The following is a 17689-nucleotide window of genomic DNA, read 5'->3' as shown; positions in this document are numbered from 1 at the left end:
GCCGTCAGCTGTCCGTCCGCTCGTCGAAGCCCTTGTCCAGTTGGGAGATGCTGCTGAGCGTGCCTGCGATGTAGGACTCGTCGGCAGCATGCTGGTTCTTGGTGTACCGCAGGTGGTTCGAGATGTGGGCGCAGGCGTCGAGAAGGGTCTGTACCTGGTCGACCCAGTGCTCGGCGACGTGATCGAGGGCGGCTCCGAGAGCGAAGCCCTCGCTCTCGAGACCCCCGGCCGCCTTCATGGAGGAGATGCGGGCGTGGTCGCTGTACCGTCCGAAGTCCTCGAAGAGTTCGTGCGCCGCCGATCCGATCGCGGCAAGGTCTTTCTGGTGGACGGTCAGGTCACCGCGCGTGTTGCCGGTATTACCCCCGGGATCGCTCGTCAATTGATTGAGCTGCATGTGCGTCGACCCACTCTTCGCGGCCTCCGCCTTCAGTTGCTCCCACTCGTCCCATGCCACGCGCGATTCCTCCGTTCACTCCGCTACTGCGAAGACCGGGCCGAGGCGGCAGGCTCGTCACATACCCGCCGCCGGCCGGCCTCAGTACTCCACATCCACCAACCCCGTCTGAACCAACGGCTTCCCCCGCTTCCGCGACACGAAGATGCCCCGCCCCGCGGGCATCGGCCGGGGTCGGACGCCGTTGAGGATGTCGCCCTCCGCGGGGTCGCCGGCCAGGACGATGCCCTGGGCGCCGAGTTCCTTCATGCGCTGCATGAACGGCTCGTACGAGGCGCGGCCCGCGCCCGCGGAGGAGCGGGCGATGATGAAGCGGACGCCGACGTCGCGGGCGAAGGGGAGGAGTTCCGTCAGGCCGGAGAGCGGGTTGCCGCTGGACGTGGAGACGAGGTCGTAGTCGTCGATGACCACGAAGACCTGCGGGCCCCGCCACCAGCTCCGGTCCCGCAGCTGCTGCGCGGTGACGTCGGCGGTCGGGGTGCGGCGCTGCATCAGGTCGGCCAGAGCGGTCATGTGGTGTTCCATCTGGCTGGACATCGGGATGTACTCCGCCAGGTGCGTGGGCGGGGTGATGTCCAGCAGGGAGCGGCGGTTGTCGACCACGAAGAACTTCGCCTCGTCGCCCGAGTACCGCAGCGTCAGCTGCTTGAGCAGCAGCCGCAGCAGGTTGGACTTGCCGGACTCGCTCTCTCCGAAGACCAGGAAGAACGGGTCCTGTTCGAAGTCGACGAACACCGGCTCCAGGTTCTCCTCGTCCAGCGCGAAGGCGACGCCCCGCTTCGGGAAGCGGTCGCCCGGCGGGAGCTGGAGCGCCTCCAGCTGGCGCGGGAGGAGGCGGACCTTGGGCGCGCCGGGCGCCTGCCAGTGTCGTACGACCTCGGTGGTCAGCGCGGTCGTGGCCTCGGCCAGGTCGGTGTCGGAGGTCAGGCCGTCGATGCGCGGCACCGCCGCCATGAAGTGCAGCTTCTGCGGAGAGAGGCCGCGGCCGGGGACGCCTGCGGGGACGTTCACCGCCACCTTGCGGTCGATCTCGGAGTCCATGACGTCACCCAGGCGCAGCTCCAGGCGGTTCATGAGGTGGTCCTTCAGGTTCGCGCGGACCTCCATGGAGCGGGACGCCGTGATGATCACGTGGATGCCGTAGCCGAGGCCGCGGGCCGCGATGTCGAGGACCGCCGTCTCCAGGCCTTCGTAGTCCGTGCGGAAGTTGCCCCAGCCGTCGACGACCAGGAAGACGTCGCCGAAGGGCTGTTCGGTGACGGAGATGTCGCCTCGGGCGCGGCGGGCGCGGTAGTCGGCGATCGACGCGATGCCGGCCGTGCGGAAGTACTCCTCGCGGTGGGTCATCACGCCGTACACCTCGGAGACCGTGCGGCGTACGCGTTCGGGGTCCAGGCGGGAGGCGATGCCGCCGACGTGCGGCAGGTCGGCCACCGCGGCCATGCCGCCGCCACCGAAGTCGAGGCCGAAGAACTGCACCTCGTACGGGGTGTGGGTGAGTGCGAAGGACGCGATGATCGTCCGTAGCAGCGTGGACTTGCCGGACTGGGGGCCGCCGATGATCTGCATGTGGCCCGCCGCGCCCGAGAAGTCGAGCATCAGGCGGTCGCGGCGCTGTTCGTACGGCTTGTCGACCAGGCCCGCGGGGATCACCAGGCGGCCGGCGCCCTCGTAGCCCGGCTGCGTGAGGCCGCGGCCCTGTACCGCCGCGAGGCCGGGCAGCAGGGCGTCCAGCGACGGCGGGCTCTCCAGCGGCGGCAGCCACACCTGGTGTGCCGCCGGGCCCTGGGCCTCCAGCCGGCGCACGATCACGTCGAGGACGGTGTCGGCCAGCGCGTCGTCCACCTCGGGCGCGGACTCCGTGCGCTGCCGCGGCACAGCGGTGTACTGCACCGGTACCTCCGTCGCCGTGAACAGCACCGGGCGCCGGTCCACCAGCAGCGGGCCACCGTCCAGGGCCGCGCGCTCCGCGCCCGAGCGGTACACGCCGGAGACGTACGCGGCCTTGAAGCGGACCATTTCGTCAGTGCCGAACTTCAGGAAGCCGGAACCGGGGACGTTGGGGAGTTCGTAGGCGTCGGGGACGCCGAGGGCGGCGCGGGACTCGGCCGCCGAGAAGGTCCGAAGGCCGATGCGGTACGACAGGTACGTCTCCAGGCCGCGCAGGCGGCCCTCCTCCAGGCGCTGCGAGGCCAGCAGCAGGTGCACGCCCAGCGAACGGCCGATACGGCCGATCTGCACGAACATCTCGATGAAGTCCGGCTTCGCGGTCAGCAGTTCGCTGAACTCGTCGATCACCAGCACGAGGGAGGGGATGGGCTGGAGTGGGGCGCCCGCCGCGCGCGCCTTCTCGTAGTCGTGGATGTTGGCGTAGTTGCCCGCGTCGCGCAGCAGCTCCTGGCGGCGGTTCAGTTCGCCGCGGATCGAGTCACCCATACGGTCGACCAGGGTCAGGTCGTCCGCGAGGTTCGTGATGACCGCCGCCACGTGCGGCATCTGCGCCATGCCGGCGAAGGTCGCACCGCCCTTGAAGTCGGCGAGGACGAAGTTCAGGGTCTCGGAGGAGTGCGTGACCGCCAGGCCCAGCACGAGGGTACGCAGCAGCTCCGACTTGCCGGAACCGGTCGCGCCGACGCACAGACCGTGCGGACCCATGCCCTCCTGGGCGGCCTCCTTCAGGTCCAGCATCACGGGGCGGCCGTCCTCGCCGAGACCGATCGGCACGCGCAGCCGTTCCGCGAGCGCGCGCGGGCGCCAGGTCCTCTTGGTGTCGACGGACGCCGCGTCCCCGAGCCCCAGCAGGTCCGTGAACTCCAGGTTGGCGAGCAGCGGTTCGTCGTCGTCGCCGCCCGAGGCCATGCGCAGCGGCGCCAGTTGCCGGGACAGCGCCTCCGCCGACGCGTAGGAGAGGGCGTCCGGGGTGCCCTCGTAGACCATGCCGTGGCCGGAGTCCAGGCGCAGCATGCCCGGCTGGACGACGACGGAGAGGTCGCCGCCCGCGCCGGTCAGCTCGCCCTGCACCACCTCGACGATCGTGACGCCCTGCAGGCCCTCCGGGTTGGCGAGCACCGAGTCGGGCAGCAGCGACAGTTCGTCGAGGACGATCACGATGTGCGGCTCGTCCAGCAGCGGCGCCGCACCGGGGTGGAAGCGGGGGCGGCCGGTCAGCCGGGTGGACAGCAGGTCCTCCAGCTCACGGGTGTCGTGGCCGATGAGCCGGCGGGTTCCGGCGCCGTCCAGCGCGCCGGGTGCCTGCACGTGCGGCAGCCACTTCGCCCAGTCCCAGTGCGGCAGCGCCTCGCGGCCCGCGGCCACGGCGATGATCAGGTCCTGGGGGGAGTGCAGCGAGGCGAGCGAGCCGACCAGGGCACGGGCCGAGGCGCGTACGGACTGCTGCTCACCGCTGAGGGTGACGTGGTAGAAGGCGCGCAGCGACACGGCCATCGGCAGGTCGCCGATCGAGCCGTGCGTGGCGAGGAAACGCTGCATCGCGCCCGCGGTCAGCGGCTCCAGCTGCTCGACCGGACCCGTCTCGGGGGCCACCAGCGGGGTGGCCAGCGGCTGCGGGCCCAGACCGATCCGCACGTGCGCGAAGTCCTCGTCGCCCGGCCGCCGTTCCCACACCCGGCTGCCCTCGGCGACGAGTGCCCACAGCTGTTCGGGGGAGGGGTGCAGGTAGTACTGCGCGTCACGCTGCGCCCTCGCCGTCCGCACGGCGGACTTGCGCGTCTGCGACAGATAGCTGAGGTAGTCGCGGCGCATGTCCGCGAGCTGCCCCTGGGAGCCGCGGCGGAAGCGGACCACCATCGCGATGGACATCGCCACCGTCGAGGCGATCATGATCATGCCCATGATCTTCATGAACGGCTGCCCGTTCGTGAAGAAGAAGACCACCGAACCGCCCATGCCCAGCGTGGGCAGGAGCTGCATCAGCACGCTCTCCTGGTGCCCCCGCGGCAGTTCGGGCGGCGGCTGGACAACGATCTCTTCCGTGGGCACTTCGGACGGCAGCGCCCGAGGGGGGCGCTTGACGACAATCTGGCTCACTGCTCACCAATTCCCTTGCCCGACCCAGGCTTTCCGCCCACCGCCCCGTGTCCGGCGGGCACAGGCCGCCGCGTGATCCTACTGAGTCCACGGGACACGAGTGAGCGGTAGGGTGCCGGATGTTCGCGTGAGCACACGCCGAACAGGCCGGAAATACCCGGGCATTCCGCCCGGTGTCGGGGCGGCAGCGCCCCGGAATCCGGCCGTACGGCGCCCGTGCCATCACCGTCGTGCAGGGCACGGGGCGAAGCGGCACGGAACCTTCACCGCGCGAACGCACCATCACCACCGAGACAACCGGTGCAGACGCACCACCACCACTGAGGGGGAGCAGCAGGTGAGCATGACGGCCACCGCCACCGGCGGACCCGGGACGGGAGCCCCTTCGGGAGCCGGCAGCGGACTCGGTTTCTGCCGGGTGACCATCGTCGCGCCGGACAGCCGTATCGATGTGGCACTGCCCGACGACGTCCCGGTCGCCGATCTCTACCCGGAGATCCTCCGGCTGTCCCAGCAGAGCCCCGAGGCGGGCGCCCCGGTCGGCTACCACCTCGTCCGTACCGACGGCACCGTGCTGGACAGCGCCCGCTCCTTCGCCGCCCAGCGCATTCTCGACGGCGAACTCCTCACCCTGCGCCCCTTCGCGGAGTCCCTGCCGCCGGCGGTCTTCGACGACGTCGCCGAGGCGGTCGCCTCCGCCGTCACCAAGCAGCACAAGCTGTGGAGCGGCGACCTGACCCGGGCCGCGGGTCTCGTCGGCGGCGGCGTGCTGCCGACGCTGCTCGCGTTCGTCGCCTGGACCGCCGATCCGCGCCACGACATGCACGGCCTGGCCGGCATCCTCGCCGCCGTCACCGGCATCCTGCTGGTCGTGCTCGCCGCGGTCCGCGCCCGCGTCTACGACGACCGCGGCTCGGCCGTCGCCCTCGGCCTCGGCGCCCTGCCCAACGTGGGCGTCGCGGGCAGCGGACTGCTGCCGCTGCACGGCGGGGAGGGCATCGGCAGGCTCCAGTTCCTGCTGGCCTGCACGGCCGTGCTCGTCGCCGCCCTGATCCTCACCCTGTGCTCACCGCACGGCGACGGCCCCTTCGTGGCCTTCGTGTTCGCCTCGGCCGTCGCCCTGGTCATCGTCTTCATCGGAACCCTCGCCGACTGGGCCCCGATCGAGATGGCCGGCGCGTGCGCCCCGGTCGCCGTGGGTGCCCTCGCCTTCCTGCCCGGCATGTCGATGCGCTTCGCCCGGCTGCCGATCGGCTTCGAGAACCCCAGCAGCAGCGGCAGCGGCACCACTCGTTCGGCCTACGGCACCGAGACCGCCGCTCAGGAGCCGGTGGACACCGAGCGCATCGAGGCCCAGACCCGGCGCGGCCACGAACTCCTCGTCGGCCTGGTCGGCGGCTGTGCCCTGCTCGCCGCCGGCGCCTCCGTGGTGCTGGGCTTCTCCGACAACGTCTGGGCGCAGCTCCTCGCGCTCGCGACCGGGATCGCGATGCTGATGCGCGCCCACCTCTTCCGCTACACCGCCCAGGTCGCCCCGGTCCTGGCCGCGGGTCTGGCCTCCCTGGTCCTGCTGGGCCTCGGCCTCGCCCTCAACCCGCCGCAGAACGTGGTGCGCGCGGCGCTGGGAGGCGACCGTACCGACCTGGACATCCGGACCATCTGGCTGATCGCCGTCATCGCCGTGGCCACCGGCCTTGTCACCGCGCTCGGCCTGATCCTGCCGCGCGGCGGGCTGACCCCCTTCTGGGGCCGCTTCCTGGAGATCTGCGAGGGCTTCGTCCTGCTGACGCTGATCCCGCTGGCCCTCGCCGTCTTCGACGTGTACGCGACGGCACGGTCGATGACCAGCAAGTAACCCTCACGTACGACAGAGCCCCGGCGCCACGTCCTCGAAGACGCGGGAACCGGGGCTCTGTCACAGCTCACCGCACGCACACCTCACCGCACACACGCCTCACTGCACGTCGAGTCACTGCACGTCGAGCCCGCCGTTGTGCGCCATCGGCTTCAGATCGAACTCCCCGTCCCGCGCACCCAGCACGAACGCCCGCCACTCCGCCTCCGTGTAGCGCAGCACGGTGTCCGGGTCCAGGGAGGAGCGCATCGCCACCGCACCTTCCGGGAGGTACGCGATCTCGACCCGCTCCTCGTGCTCCTCCGTGCCCGGAGCGCAGTGCCACTCGACGCCCGAGATGTCGAGGGCGTACAGCTCGTCGCGCTCCCGCTCCTTGCGTGCCTTGATCTCCTCCGCCGTCTCCGCCATCGCGCAGCGACCCCTTTCCGACGTACGAATGGTCCGGGCGCTCACCCTAGTGGCCGGTCCGGCCCTTCCGGGCGGATCGGAATACCCGGGCGAGGGTGCCCGCAACTGCCTGGTACCCTGAGTGACGGCCGTTTGTGTACGCGTTTCCGGACAGGCTCCTAGGACACAGTTCTGGGACACAGCCTGGAAACCGCGCTCAGCGGATCCCCGCCTCCCGAGTAACGGAAGCTTCCCCGAGAAGAAGACCGGGGCACTCGGTGGCACTCACAGACTAATGAGGAGTACGCGTGTCGCTCGACGCCGCTACGAAGAAGCAGATCATCGCCGATTTCGGTACCAAGGAGGGCGACACCGGCTCCCCCGAGGTCCAGGTCGCCATGCTCTCGCGTCGGATCTCCGACCTGACGGAGCACCTCAAGACCCACAAGCACGACCACCACTCCCGCCGCGGTCTGCTGATCCTGGTCGGTCAGCGCCGTCGCCTGCTGCAGTACCTGGCGAAGAAGGACATCCAGCGCTTCCGTACGCTGGTTGACCGCCTCGGCATCCGCCGCGGTGCCGCGGGCGCGAAGTAAGACGCCGTGAAGGGAGCGGTTCCCGAGAGGATCGGGGGCCGCTCCCTTTGCCGTACGTGCGGAAACGTGCGGAGTATCACACACCCTTTGTAGTGTGGTAGCACAACGCAATACGCAGGACACAGAACACGTACGACCCAGAACGAGGAGAAGCGCACCTCGCCGCCGCCGGTCCTCGGTAGTGGCCCCCGGGGGGAAGCGAGCCCCGGGTGCTTCGATCGAAGACCGGCCCGCACAGCACGGCGCGCTTCTCCACAACCGTCCCCCTGCCACACGGGCAGCCCAGGGACGAAGACGAGGAGAAAACGCTAGTGGAGAACGAGACCCACTACGCCGAGGCCGTCATCGACAACGGCGCCTTCGGCACCCGTACCATCCGCTTCGAGACGGGCCGCCTGGCCAAGCAGGCCGCCGGCTCCGCCGTGGCGTACCTGGACGACGACACCATGGTGCTGTCGGCCACCACCGCCTCCAAGAACCCCAAGGACCAGCTCGACTTCTTCCCCCTGACGGTGGACGTCGAGGAGCGGATGTACGCCGCCGGCAAGATCCCCGGCAGCTTCTTCCGCCGTGAGGGCCGGCCGAGCGAGGACGCGATCCTCACCTGCCGTCTCATCGACCGCCCGCTGCGCCCGTCCTTCAAGAAGGGCCTGCGCAACGAGATCCAGGTCGTCGCCACGATCATGGCGCTCAACCCCGACCACCTGTACGACGTCGTCGCGATCAACGCAGCGTCCGCGTCCACGCAGCTGGCCGGTCTGCCCTTCTCCGGCCCGATCGGCGGCGTCCGCGTCGCGCTGATCCGCGGCCAGTGGGTCGCGTTCCCGACGCACACCGAGCTCGAGGACGCCGTCTTCGACATGGTGGTCGCCGGCCGCGTCCTGGCGGACGGCGATGTCGCGATCATGATGGTCGAGGCCGAGGCCACCGAACGGACCATCAAGCTGGTCGAGGGCGGCTCCGAGGCGCCGACCGAGGAGGTCGTCGCCGCCGGTCTGGAGGCCGCGAAGCCGTTCATCAAGGTCCTGTGCAAGGCCCAGGCGGACCTCGCCGCGAAGGCTGCCAAGCCGACCGCCGAGTTCCCGATCTTCCTGGACTACCAGGACGACGTCCTGGAGGCCCTGACGGCCGCCGTCAAGCCCGAGCTGGCCCAGGCGCTCACCATCGCCGGCAAGCAGGAGCGCGAGGCCGAGCTGGACCGCGTCAAGGGCCTGGCCGCCGAGAAGCTCCTGCCGGAGTTCGAGGGCCGCGAGAAGGAGATCTCCGCCGCGTACCGCTCGCTCACCAAGCAGCTGGTCCGCGAGCGCGTGATCAAGGAGAAGAAGCGCATCGACGGCCGCGGTGTCACCGACATCCGCACCCTGGCCGCCGAGGTCGAGGCCATCCCGCGGGTGCACGGTTCCGCGGTGTTCGAGCGTGGCGAGACCCAGATCCTGGGCGTCACCACCCTCAACATGCTCCGCATGGAGCAGCAGCTGGACACCCTCTCCCCGGTGACCCGCAAGCGCTACATGCACAACTACAACTTCCCGCCGTACTCCACCGGTGAGACCGGCCGCGTCGGCTCCCCGAAGCGCCGCGAGATCGGCCACGGCGCCCTCGCCGAGCGCGCCCTCGTGCCGGTCCTGCCGACGCGCGAGGAGTTCCCCTACGCGATCCGCCAGGTCTCCGAGGCGCTGAGCTCCAACGGCTCGACGTCCATGGGCTCGGTCTGCGCCTCCACCATGTCGCTGCTGAACGCCGGTGTGCCCCTGAAGGCCCCGGTCGCCGGTATCGCCATGGGCCTGATCTCCCAGGAGATCGAGGGCGAGACCCACTACGTCACCCTCACCGACATCCTCGGTGCGGAGGACGCCTTCGGTGACATGGACTTCAAGGTCGCCGGCACGAAGGACTTCGTGACCGCCCTCCAGCTCGACACCAAGCTGGACGGCATCCCGGCCTCCGTCCTGGCCGCGGCCCTCAAGCAGGCCCGCGACGCCCGCCTGCACATCCTCGACGTGATGATCGAGGCCATCGACCGGCCCGACGAGATGAGCCCGCACGCCCCGCGGATCATCACCGTCAAGATCCCGGTCGACAAGATCGGTGAGGTCATCGGCCCCAAGGGCAAGATGATCAACCAGATCCAGGAGGACACGGGCGCCGAGATCACGATCGAGGACGACGGCACGATCTACATCGGTGCCGCCGACGGTCCGTCCGCCGAGGCTGCCCGCACCACGATCAACGGCATCGCCAACCCGACGATGCCCGAGGTCGGCGAGCGCTACCTCGGTACGGTCGTGAAGACGACCACCTTCGGTGCGTTCGTCTCCCTGCTGCCCGGCAAGGACGGTCTGCTGCACATCTCGCAGATCCGCAAGCTGGCCGGCGGCAAGCGCGTGGAGAACGTCGAGGACGTCCTCGGCGTGGGCCAGAAGGTCCAGGTCGAGATCGCCGAGATCGACTCCCGTGGCAAGCTCTCCCTCGTTCCGGTGATCGAGGGCGAGGAAACCGCATCCGACAGCGGCTCCGAGAACAAGGACGACGCCGAGCAGTGACGTCCCGTAGCTCCAAGGCGACGGCCCGCACCTCTTCGGAGGCGCGGGCCGTCGCCCGTACCCAAACCCTCATCAAGGGCACGAACGGCATCGGCACCGTCCGTAAGACCACCCTCCCGGGCGGTCTGCGCGTCGTCACCGAGACCCTGCCCTCCGTGCGGTCGGCGACGTTCGGCATCTGGGCGCACGTCGGCTCCCGCGACGAGACCCCCTCGCTCAACGGCGCCACGCACTACCTGGAGCACCTGCTCTTCAAGGGCACGTCCCGCCGTTCCGCGCTGGACATCTCCGCCGCGCTCGACGCCGTCGGCGGCGAGATGAACGCGTTCACGGCGAAGGAGTACACGTGCTACTACGCGCGCGTGCTCGACACCGACCTGCCGCTCGCCATCGACGTGGTCTGCGACATGCTGACCGGCTCGCTGATCCTCGAAGAGGACGTCGACGTCGAGCGCGGCGCGATCCTCGAAGAGATCGCCATGACCGAGGACGACCCGGGCGACTGCGTGCACGACCTGTTCGCGCACACCATGTTCGGCGACAGCCCCCTCGGCCGCCCCGTCCTCGGCACGGTCGACACGGTCAACGCCCTCACCGCGGACCGCATCCGCCGCTTCTACAAGAAGCACTACGACCCGACGCACCTCGTGGTCGCCTGCGCCGGCAACATCGACCACAACAAGGTCGTACGACAGGTCCGCGCGGCCTTCGAGAAGGCGGGCGCCGCCCGCAGCCTCGACACGGCACCCATCGGCCCCCGCGAGGGCAGCCGTACGATCCGCACGGCCGGCAGGGTCGAGCTGCTCGGCCGCAAGACCGAGCAGGCGCACGTCGTCCTCGGCATGCCCGGCCTCGCCCGCACCGACGAGCGCCGCTGGGCCATGGGCGTGCTGAACACCGCGCTCGGCGGCGGAATGTCCTCCCGGCTCTTCCAGGAGGTCCGGGAGAAGCGCGGCCTTGCCTACAGCGTGTACTCGTACACCTCCGGCTTCGCCGACTGCGGCCTGTTCGGCGTGTACGCCGGCTGCCGCCCGAGCCAGGTGCACGACGTGCTCCAGATCTGCCGGGACGAGCTGGACCACGTCGCCCAGAACGGACTGTCCGACGAGGAGATAGGCCGCGCCATCGGCCAGCTCCAGGGCTCCACGGTCCTGGGCCTGGAGGACACGGGCGCGCTGATGAACCGTATCGGCAAGAGCGAGCTGTGCTGGGGCCAGCAGATGTCCGTCGACGACATGCTCGCCCGGATAGCCGCGGTCACCCCGGACGAGGTCCGCTCGGTCGCCCGCGACATCCTGGGACAGCGCCCGTCGCTGTCGGTCATCGGCCCGCTGAAGGACAAGCAGGCCGCACGGCTGCACGACGCCGTCGCCTGACACCCGTCTTCGGTAACACCCGTCATCGGTAAGGAAGCAAGAGATGAGCAAGCTGCGCGTGGCGGTTCTCGGCGCCAAGGGCCGGATCGGGTCCGCGGCGGTGAAGGCGGTCGAGGCCGCCGAGGACATGGAGCTGGTCGCCGCCCTCGGCCGCGGCGACAAGCTGGAGACGCTGGCGGAGACCGGCGCCCAGGTCGCCGTCGAACTGACCACCCCCGCCTCGGTCATGGGCAATCTCGACTTCTGCGTACGCCACGGCATCCACGCGGTCGTCGGCACCACGGGCTGGACCGAGGAGCGCCTCGCGCAGCTGCGGGGCTGGCTCGCCCAGTCCCCGGAGACCGGCGTGCTCATCGCGCCGAACTTCTCCATCGGGGCCGTCCTGACCATGAAGTTCGCGCAGCTCGCGGCGCCGTACTTCGAGTCGGTCGAGGTCGTCGAACTGCACCACCCCAACAAGGTCGACGCCCCCTCCGGCACCGCCACGCGCACCGCCCAGCTCATCGCCGAGGCCCGCCGGGCCGCCGGCACGGCTCCGGCGCCGGACGCCACCGTCACCGCGCTGGAGGGCGCGCGCGGCGCGAACGTCGACGGAATCCCGGTCCACGCGGTCCGGCTGCGCGGCCTCCTGGCGCACCAGGAGGTCCTGCTCGGCGGCGAGGGCGAGACCCTGACGATCCGCCACGACTCCCTGCACCACAGCAGCTTCATGCCGGGCATCCTGCTCGGCACCCGCCGCGTGGTGTCGACCCCGGGCCTGACCTTCGGCCTGGAGCACTTCCTGGACCTGGGCTGAGCAGGAGCCTTGCGGAACATGCGCGCGAAAATCAACTACCTCATCACGGCCGTCGTCCTGGTCTTCTACTTCGTCCTGGTCGGCAGCCGCGGCGTCATGCTCATCCAGTCGGGCACGCTCGTCACCGTGACCTTCGGGATCGCGGTGCTGATCCTGCCGGTCATCGGCCTGTGGTTCCTGTGGAAGAACACCCAGTTCGTCCGCAAGGCCAACCAGCTCGCCGCGAAACTCGACGCCGAGGGCGGCCTGCCCGTGGACGAGCTGAAGCGCACCGCCGGCGGCCGGATCGACCGTGACTCGGCCGACGAGGTGTTCGCCCGGCGCAAGGCCGAGACGGAGGCGGCCCCGGACGACTGGCGCTGCTGGTTCCGCCTCGCAGTCGCCTACCACGACGCCCGGGACACCCCGCGCGCCCGCAAGGCCATGCAGCGCGCCATCGCCCTGCACGATGGCAGACCCGTCCAGGCCTGAGCCGCACCCGGATGCGAAAGGGGCCGGTCCGCAGCACAGCGGACCGGCCCTTCGGCATGTCTGCGACGGTCAGTGGCGCACGTACTCCGAGGCCCACGCCTCCACCACGTCCGCCGCCCGGTCGAAGGCCGCGGGGCGGTTCAGGAAGTCCAGGCCGTGCGTGGTCAGCAGCGGCGGCGTGTCCTCGGGGCCGCGGTCCTTGCGGACGAGCGCCAGGGCCTGCCCCTGCACCGTGCGCGGCAGACCCACCCAGCGCACCGGCTGCTGCACCGTGCGCACCGAGACCACCCGCGACCAGCGCACCGTACGTGTCACCCAGAACCCCACGTGGCGCAGCCCGCGCGCGCTCACCCACACGCCCATGCGCAGCACCCGCAGCGCGCCGGCGATGGCGGCCAGGGCCACGGCGAGGACCACGCCGGCGGAGGACACCGAGCCGGTCAGAGCGATGGCGACGGCCGCGAACAGCACGAACGAGGCGAGCAGCAGCCCCAGGGCCGCCCCGCCCACCCGCCAGGGCCCGGGCCGGTAGGGGCGCCGCCAGCGGTCCCGGTCGTCGTACGGCAGCGGGCTCTCGGATGCCGCCTCGAAGGTGCGGTCGGCCGTCAGGAAGGGCAGGGGCACGGCTGGTCCTCACTCAAACCTTGCGTGGGTTGTGCCCGGTGAGGCTATCCGCCCCCGAATCTGCTCACCACCCTAGGGAGGCCGGAAGGGTCAACGTCCCTGGTTCGGCTGGGACGCCTGGGACTGCTGGACCGGCGTACTGGAGGGGGTGGACAGGGCCGGCGTAGCGATGACGACGGCGCCTATGAGCCCCGCGACGACCGTGACGCCCAGCAGCCAGCGCCCGGCCCTCTGGCCGGCGGACGCTCGCTCGCGGGGCGGGGGAGTGACATTGCTCAGGTACATCGCGGGTGCGTCTCCTTTCGGCGCTCGAACCAAGATCGAACGAATGGGGCTCACTGATACAGACGAGCGAGTATCGCAAAAGGTGCCCATGTCCGAAAAATTCCTCGGCGAAGCAGCCGGCTCGGCTCTGTCAGTCGTCCCCCGTACAGTGGGCGCGAACCTGAAGAAGTGATGGGAAGGACCCCCGTGACCACCCCCGAGTCGCTCACCCTCCGCAGTGACGTCACCGTCGAGCTGGTGAAGTCCAGCGCTTCGGACACTGACGTGCTCTTCGCCGCGCGCGTTTCGACCCTCGGTGAGCAGTCCCTGGACGAGCTGAAGAAGGACCCCGAGCGCTCCAAGGGTCTGATCAACTACCTGATGCGCGACCGGCACGGCAGCCCGTTCGAGCACAACTCGATGACGTTCCTCATCAGCGCCCCGATCTTCGTCTTCCGCGAGTTCATGCGGCACCGGGTCGGCTGGTCGTACAACGAGGAGTCGGGCCGCTACCGGGAGCTCGAGCCGGTCTTCTACGTCCCCGACGCGTCCCGCAAGCTCGTCCAGGAGGGCCGCCCCGGCAAGTACGTCTTCGTCGAGGGCACTCCGGCCCAGCACGAGAGCATGCGCAGCACCCTCGTGGAGTCCTACGAGCAGGCGTACGCGGCCTATCAGAAGCTGCTCGCCGAGGGCGTCGCCCGCGAGGTCGCCCGTTCGGTCCTCCCCGTCGGCCTCTTCTCCTCGATGTACGCCACCTGCAACGCCCGCTCCCTGATGCACTTCCTCGGCCTGCGCACCCAGCACGAGCTGGCCAAGGTGCCGTCCTTCCCGCAGCGGGAGATCGAGATGGTCGGCGAGAAGATGGAGGCCGAGTGGGCCAAGCTCATGCCGCTCACGTACGCCGCCTTCAATGCGAACGGGCGTGTGGCCCCGTAACGAAGCCCTGTTCCCCCATCAGGGACAGATGTACGGATCAGCCTCGCGAAGTGTCCGTATTGCGGCATTTAGAGAAGTTCATCTAGCCTGATCAAACGGACCCGGCACTGCTTGAACCCCCGAGCAGGCAGTGCCGGGTTCCATATTTGTCAGGACTTTCCAGGCACCCCACGGGCAGACCCCGCATGGAGCACCGAGTAGCGTGTTACCCATGGCTCCGACCTCCACTCCGCAGACCCCCTTCGGGCGGGTCCTCACCGCTATGGTCACGCCCTTCGCGGCGGACGGTGCACTCGACCTCGACGGCGCGCAGCGGCTCGCCGCCCACCTGGTGGACGCAGGCAACGACGGCCTGATCATCAACGGCACCACCGGCGAGTCCCCCACAACCAGCGATGCGGAGAAATCGGACCTCGTACGAGCCGTCCTGGAGGCAGTCGGCGACCGCGCCCACGTCGTGGCCGGTGTCGGCACCAACGACACCCACCACAGCATCGAGCTGGCCCGCGAGGCCGAGCGGGTGGGCGCACACGGCCTCCTGGTCGTCACGCCGTACTACAACAAGCCCCCGCAGGAGGGCCTGTACCGGCACTTCACGGCCGTCGCCGACGCCACCGGTCTGCCTGTCATGCTCTACGACATCCCCGGCCGCAGCGGCGTCCCGATCAACACCGAGACGATCGTCCGCCTCGCCGAGCACCCCCGGATCGTCGCCAACAAGGACGCCAAGGGCGATCTCGGCCGCGCCAGCTGGGCCATCGCCCGCTCCGGCCTGGCCTGGTACTCCGGCGACGACATGCTGAACCTGCCGCTGCTCTCCGTGGGCGCGGTCGGCTTCGTCTCCGTCGTCGGCCACGTCGTCACCCCCGACCTGCGCGCCCTCGTCGACGCGTACACCTCGGGCGACGTCGTCAAGGCCACCGAGATCCACCAGAAGCTGCTCCCGGTCTACACCGGCATGTTCCGCACCCAGGGCGTCATGACCACCAAGGCCGCGCTCGCCCTCCAGGGCCTGCCCGCGGGACCCCTGCGCGCCCCCATGGTCGAATGCTCGCCCGAGGAGATCGCTCAGCTCAAGATCGATCTTGCCGCCGGCGGGGTACAGCTCTGACAACAGACTTCGGCACCACCTGAGCTTCACAACTGAAGACACAACCGAAGAAACAAACCGAAGAAACAACTGAACAGCGACAACCGAACAGGCGGGCCACCGGTGCCCGCACCCCACAACGACAACTGCTTATGCACGAACGTCATGCGCGCCACGTGCCCGACTGGTACGTGGCGCGTGTGGTGAGGAGAGTCTTTTGAGTCATCCGCATCCTGAACTCGGCCCGCCCCCGCCGCTCCCCGAGGGCGGCCTGCGGGTCACCCCGCTCGGCGGCCTCGGCGAGATCGGCCGAAACATGACGGTCTTCGAGTACGGCGGCCGTCTGCTGATCGTCGACTGCGGAGTGCTCTTCCCCGAGGAGGAGCAGCCCGGAATCGACCTGATCCTGCCGGACTTCTCGTCCATCAGGGACCGCCTCGACGACATCGAGGGCATCGTCCTCACGCATGGCCACGAGGACCACATCGGCGGCGTCCCCTTCCTGCTCCGCGAGAAGCCGGACATCCCGCTGATCGGCTCCAAGCTGACCCTCGCCCTCATCGAGGCCAAGCTCCAGGAGCACCGGATCCGCCCGTACACCCTGGAGGTGGCGGAGGGGCACCGTGAGCGCATCGGCCCCTTCGACTGCGAGTTCATCGCGGTCAACCACTCCATCCCGGACGCCCTGGCGGTCGCCATCCGCACCCCCGCGGGTATGGCGGTGCACACCGGCGACTTCAAGATGGACCAGCTCCCGCTGGACAACCGCCTCACAGACCTGCACGCGTTCGCCCGGCTGAGCGAGGAAGGCATCGACCTCCTCCTCACCGACTCCACGAACGCCGAGGTCCCGGGCTTCACCCCGCACGAGCGCGACATCTCCAACGTGCTGCGCCAGGTCTTCGCCGGGGCCCGCAAGCGGATCATCGTGGCGAGCTTCGCCAGCCACGTGCACCGCATCCAGCAGATTCTGGACGCGGCGCACGAGTACGGCCGCAAGGTCGCCTTCGTCGGCCGCTCCATGGTCCGCAACATGGGCATCGCCCGCGACCTCGGCTATCTGAAGGTCCCGGCGGGCCTGGTCGTGGACGTCAAGACGCTCGACGACCTCCCGGACGACGAGGTGGTCCTGGTCTGCACGGGTTCCCAGGGCGAGCCGATGGCGGCGCTGTCCCGGATGGCCAACCGAGACCACCAGATCCGCATCGTCGAGGGCGACACGGTCATCCTGGCCTCGTCCCTCATCCCCGGAAACGAGAACGCGGTCTACCGCGTCATCAACGGCCTGACCCGCTGGGGCGCCAACGTCGTCCACAAGGGCAACGCCAAGGTGCATGTTTCCGGCCACGCGTCCGCGGGCGAGCTGCTGTACTTCTACAACATCTGCCGCCCGAAGAACCTGATGCCGGTCCACGGCGAATGGCGCCACCTGCGGGCCAACGCCGAACTGGGCGCGCTCACGGGAGTCCCGCACGACCGGATCGTCATCGCCGAGGACGGCGTGGTGGTGGACCTGATCGAGGGCAAGGCCAAGATCTCCGGCAAGGTCCAGGCGGGTTACGTCTACGTCGACGGCCTCTCCGTCGGCGACGTCGGCGAGCCGGCCCTGAAGGACCGCAAGATCCTCGGCGACGAGGGCATCATCTCGGTCTTCGTGGTGGTGGACGCTTCCACCGGCAAGATCACCGGTGGTCCGCACGTCCAGGCCCGCGGCTCCGGCATCGAGGACTCGGCGTTCGCCGCCGTCCTCCCGAAGATCACGGAGACGCTGGAGCGGTCCGCCCAGGACGGTGTCGTGGAACCCCACCAGCTGCAGCAACTCATCCGGCGCACCCTCGGCAAGTGGGTCTCGGAGACGTATCGCCGCAGGCCGATGATCCTGCCGGTGGTCGTGGAGGTCTGACACCTCGTCTGACACCTCGTCGGTGTGAGTCCGGAGCGGGGCGCCTCGATTTGCATCGGGCGCCCCGCTCCAGTACGTTTACGGCTCCGCCCAGTTGGGAACCCCAGTGCTTCATGCGCTGGACACAGGTGCCCCGGACCGGGTGGGAAATCCGACTCAGAACTTCTGATAAAGTCGGAACCGCCGGAAAGGAAACCGCGAAAACAACGCGGGAACCTGGAAAGCACCGAGGAAATCGGGTCGAGAAAAGATCTGATAGAGTCGGAAACACCGAAGGGAAGCCCGGAGGAAAGCCCGAGAGGGTGAGTACAAAGGAAGCGACCGTTCCTTGAGAACTCAACAGC

At 69.5% G+C, this 17689-nt stretch carries 14 protein-coding genes; 9 read left to right on the top strand and 5 right to left on the bottom strand.

Features of this window, described 5'->3' with window-relative positions; translation table 11 throughout:
- Nucleotides 1–4: 4 nt before the first annotated feature.
- Nucleotides 5–457: a hypothetical protein gene (locus ACWD3E_RS33875; protein ID WP_451391352.1), complete on the bottom strand. Its 453-nt coding sequence runs from the start codon at nt 455–457 to the stop codon at nt 5–7.
- 81 nt (nt 458–538) lie between these two features.
- Nucleotides 539–4504, bottom strand: coding sequence for a type VII secretion protein EccCa (eccCa, locus tag ACWD3E_RS33870; RefSeq protein WP_451391351.1), 3966 nt, complete (start codon nt 4502–4504; stop codon nt 539–541).
- 343 nt (nt 4505–4847) lie between these two features.
- Here eccCa and eccD point away from each other — a divergent pair, with 343 nt between their 5' ends.
- Complete coding sequence (gene eccD / locus ACWD3E_RS33865; RefSeq protein ID WP_451391425.1) at nt 4848–6359, top strand: type VII secretion integral membrane protein EccD; 1512 nt, start codon at nt 4848–4850, stop codon at nt 6357–6359.
- Between the two features lie 114 nt (nt 6360–6473).
- Here the strand turns inward: eccD and ACWD3E_RS33860 are convergent, their stop codons facing one another.
- On the bottom strand, nt 6474–6767 hold the full coding sequence (locus ACWD3E_RS33860; RefSeq protein WP_451391350.1) for a DUF397 domain-containing protein: 294 nt from the start codon (nt 6765–6767) through the stop codon (nt 6474–6476).
- A gap of 287 nt (nt 6768–7054) precedes the next feature.
- Between ACWD3E_RS33860 and rpsO the strand changes: the two genes are divergently transcribed.
- The 5 genes from rpsO to ACWD3E_RS33835 all read left to right on the top strand — a co-directional run bounded on the left by rpsO (nt 7055) and on the right by ACWD3E_RS33835 (nt 12528).
- The gene (rpsO, locus tag ACWD3E_RS33855) at nt 7055–7342 is read left to right on the top strand and encodes a 30S ribosomal protein S15 (protein WP_116146460.1); all 288 of its coding nucleotides are present in this window, start codon (nt 7055–7057) and stop codon (nt 7340–7342) included.
- A 311-nt stretch (nt 7343–7653) separates the two neighbouring features.
- Nucleotides 7654–9885: a polyribonucleotide nucleotidyltransferase gene (locus ACWD3E_RS33850; protein ID WP_451391349.1), complete on the top strand. Its 2232-nt coding sequence runs from the start codon at nt 7654–7656 to the stop codon at nt 9883–9885.
- Nucleotides 9882–11261 carry a M16 family metallopeptidase gene (locus ACWD3E_RS33845; RefSeq protein WP_451391348.1) on the top strand — a complete coding sequence of 460 codons (1380 nt, stop codon included), beginning with the start codon at nt 9882–9884 and terminating at the stop codon, nt 11259–11261. The genes ACWD3E_RS33850 and ACWD3E_RS33845 overlap by 4 nt, the downstream gene beginning before the upstream one ends.
- A gap of 43 nt (nt 11262–11304) precedes the next feature.
- The gene (dapB, locus tag ACWD3E_RS33840; protein WP_451391347.1) at nt 11305–12057 is read left to right on the top strand and encodes a 4-hydroxy-tetrahydrodipicolinate reductase; all 753 of its coding nucleotides are present in this window, start codon (nt 11305–11307) and stop codon (nt 12055–12057) included.
- Between the two features lie 18 nt (nt 12058–12075).
- Nucleotides 12076–12528, top strand: a complete 453-nt coding sequence (locus ACWD3E_RS33835; protein WP_451355799.1) for a hypothetical protein — start codon at nt 12076–12078, stop codon at nt 12526–12528.
- A 69-nt stretch (nt 12529–12597) separates the two neighbouring features.
- On the opposite strand, the gene ACWD3E_RS33830 is transcribed toward ACWD3E_RS33835, so the two are convergent.
- Both ACWD3E_RS33830 and ACWD3E_RS33825 read right to left on the bottom strand, forming a co-directional pair.
- Nucleotides 12598–13152 (bottom strand): hypothetical protein, encoded by a 555-nt coding sequence (locus ACWD3E_RS33830; RefSeq protein ID WP_451391346.1) that lies wholly within the window; start codon nt 13150–13152, stop codon nt 12598–12600.
- Between the two features lie 90 nt (nt 13153–13242).
- Nucleotides 13243–13437, bottom strand: coding sequence for a hypothetical protein (locus ACWD3E_RS33825; protein ID WP_451391345.1), 195 nt, complete (start codon nt 13435–13437; stop codon nt 13243–13245).
- Between the two features lie 171 nt (nt 13438–13608).
- On the opposite strand from ACWD3E_RS33825, the gene thyX reads away from it, so the two are divergent.
- The 3 genes from thyX (at nt 13609) to ACWD3E_RS33810 (ending at nt 17345) form a co-directional block, all read left to right on the top strand.
- Nucleotides 13609–14352, top strand: coding sequence for an FAD-dependent thymidylate synthase (gene thyX, locus ACWD3E_RS33820; RefSeq protein WP_451391344.1), 744 nt, complete (start codon nt 13609–13611; stop codon nt 14350–14352).
- Nucleotides 14353–14563: 211 nt separating this feature from the next.
- Nucleotides 14564–15463: a 4-hydroxy-tetrahydrodipicolinate synthase gene (gene dapA, locus ACWD3E_RS33815; protein WP_451391343.1), complete on the top strand. Its 900-nt coding sequence runs from the start codon at nt 14564–14566 to the stop codon at nt 15461–15463.
- Between the two features lie 196 nt (nt 15464–15659).
- The gene (locus tag ACWD3E_RS33810; RefSeq protein WP_451391342.1) at nt 15660–17345 is read left to right on the top strand and encodes a ribonuclease J; all 1686 of its coding nucleotides are present in this window, start codon (nt 15660–15662) and stop codon (nt 17343–17345) included.
- Nucleotides 17346–17689 lie beyond the last annotated feature (344 nt).

It is taken from the genome of Streptomyces sp. NPDC002676, assembly GCF_053592455.1.
This window is presented reverse-complemented; position numbering and strand designations above follow the sequence as displayed.

Excerpts from the sequence above, each read along its gene's own strand:
- eccD (WP_451391425.1), top strand. The coding sequence starts at position 4,848 with ATGACGGCCACCGCCACCGGCGGACCCGGGACGGGAGCCCCTTCGGGA.
- ACWD3E_RS33860 (WP_451391350.1), bottom strand. The coding sequence starts at position 6,767 with ATGGCGGAGACGGCGGAGGAGATCAAGGCACGCAAGGAGCGGGAGCGC.
- dapB (WP_451391347.1), top strand. The coding sequence starts at position 11,305 with ATGAGCAAGCTGCGCGTGGCGGTTCTCGGCGCCAAGGGCCGGATCGGG.
- ACWD3E_RS33835 (WP_451355799.1), top strand. The coding sequence starts at position 12,076 with ATGCGCGCGAAAATCAACTACCTCATCACGGCCGTCGTCCTGGTCTTC.
- ACWD3E_RS33825 (WP_451391345.1), bottom strand. The coding sequence starts at position 13,437 with ATGTACCTGAGCAATGTCACTCCCCCGCCCCGCGAGCGAGCGTCCGCC.
- thyX (WP_451391344.1), top strand. The coding sequence starts at position 13,609 with ATGGGAAGGACCCCCGTGACCACCCCCGAGTCGCTCACCCTCCGCAGT.
- dapA (WP_451391343.1), top strand. The coding sequence starts at position 14,564 with ATGGCTCCGACCTCCACTCCGCAGACCCCCTTCGGGCGGGTCCTCACC.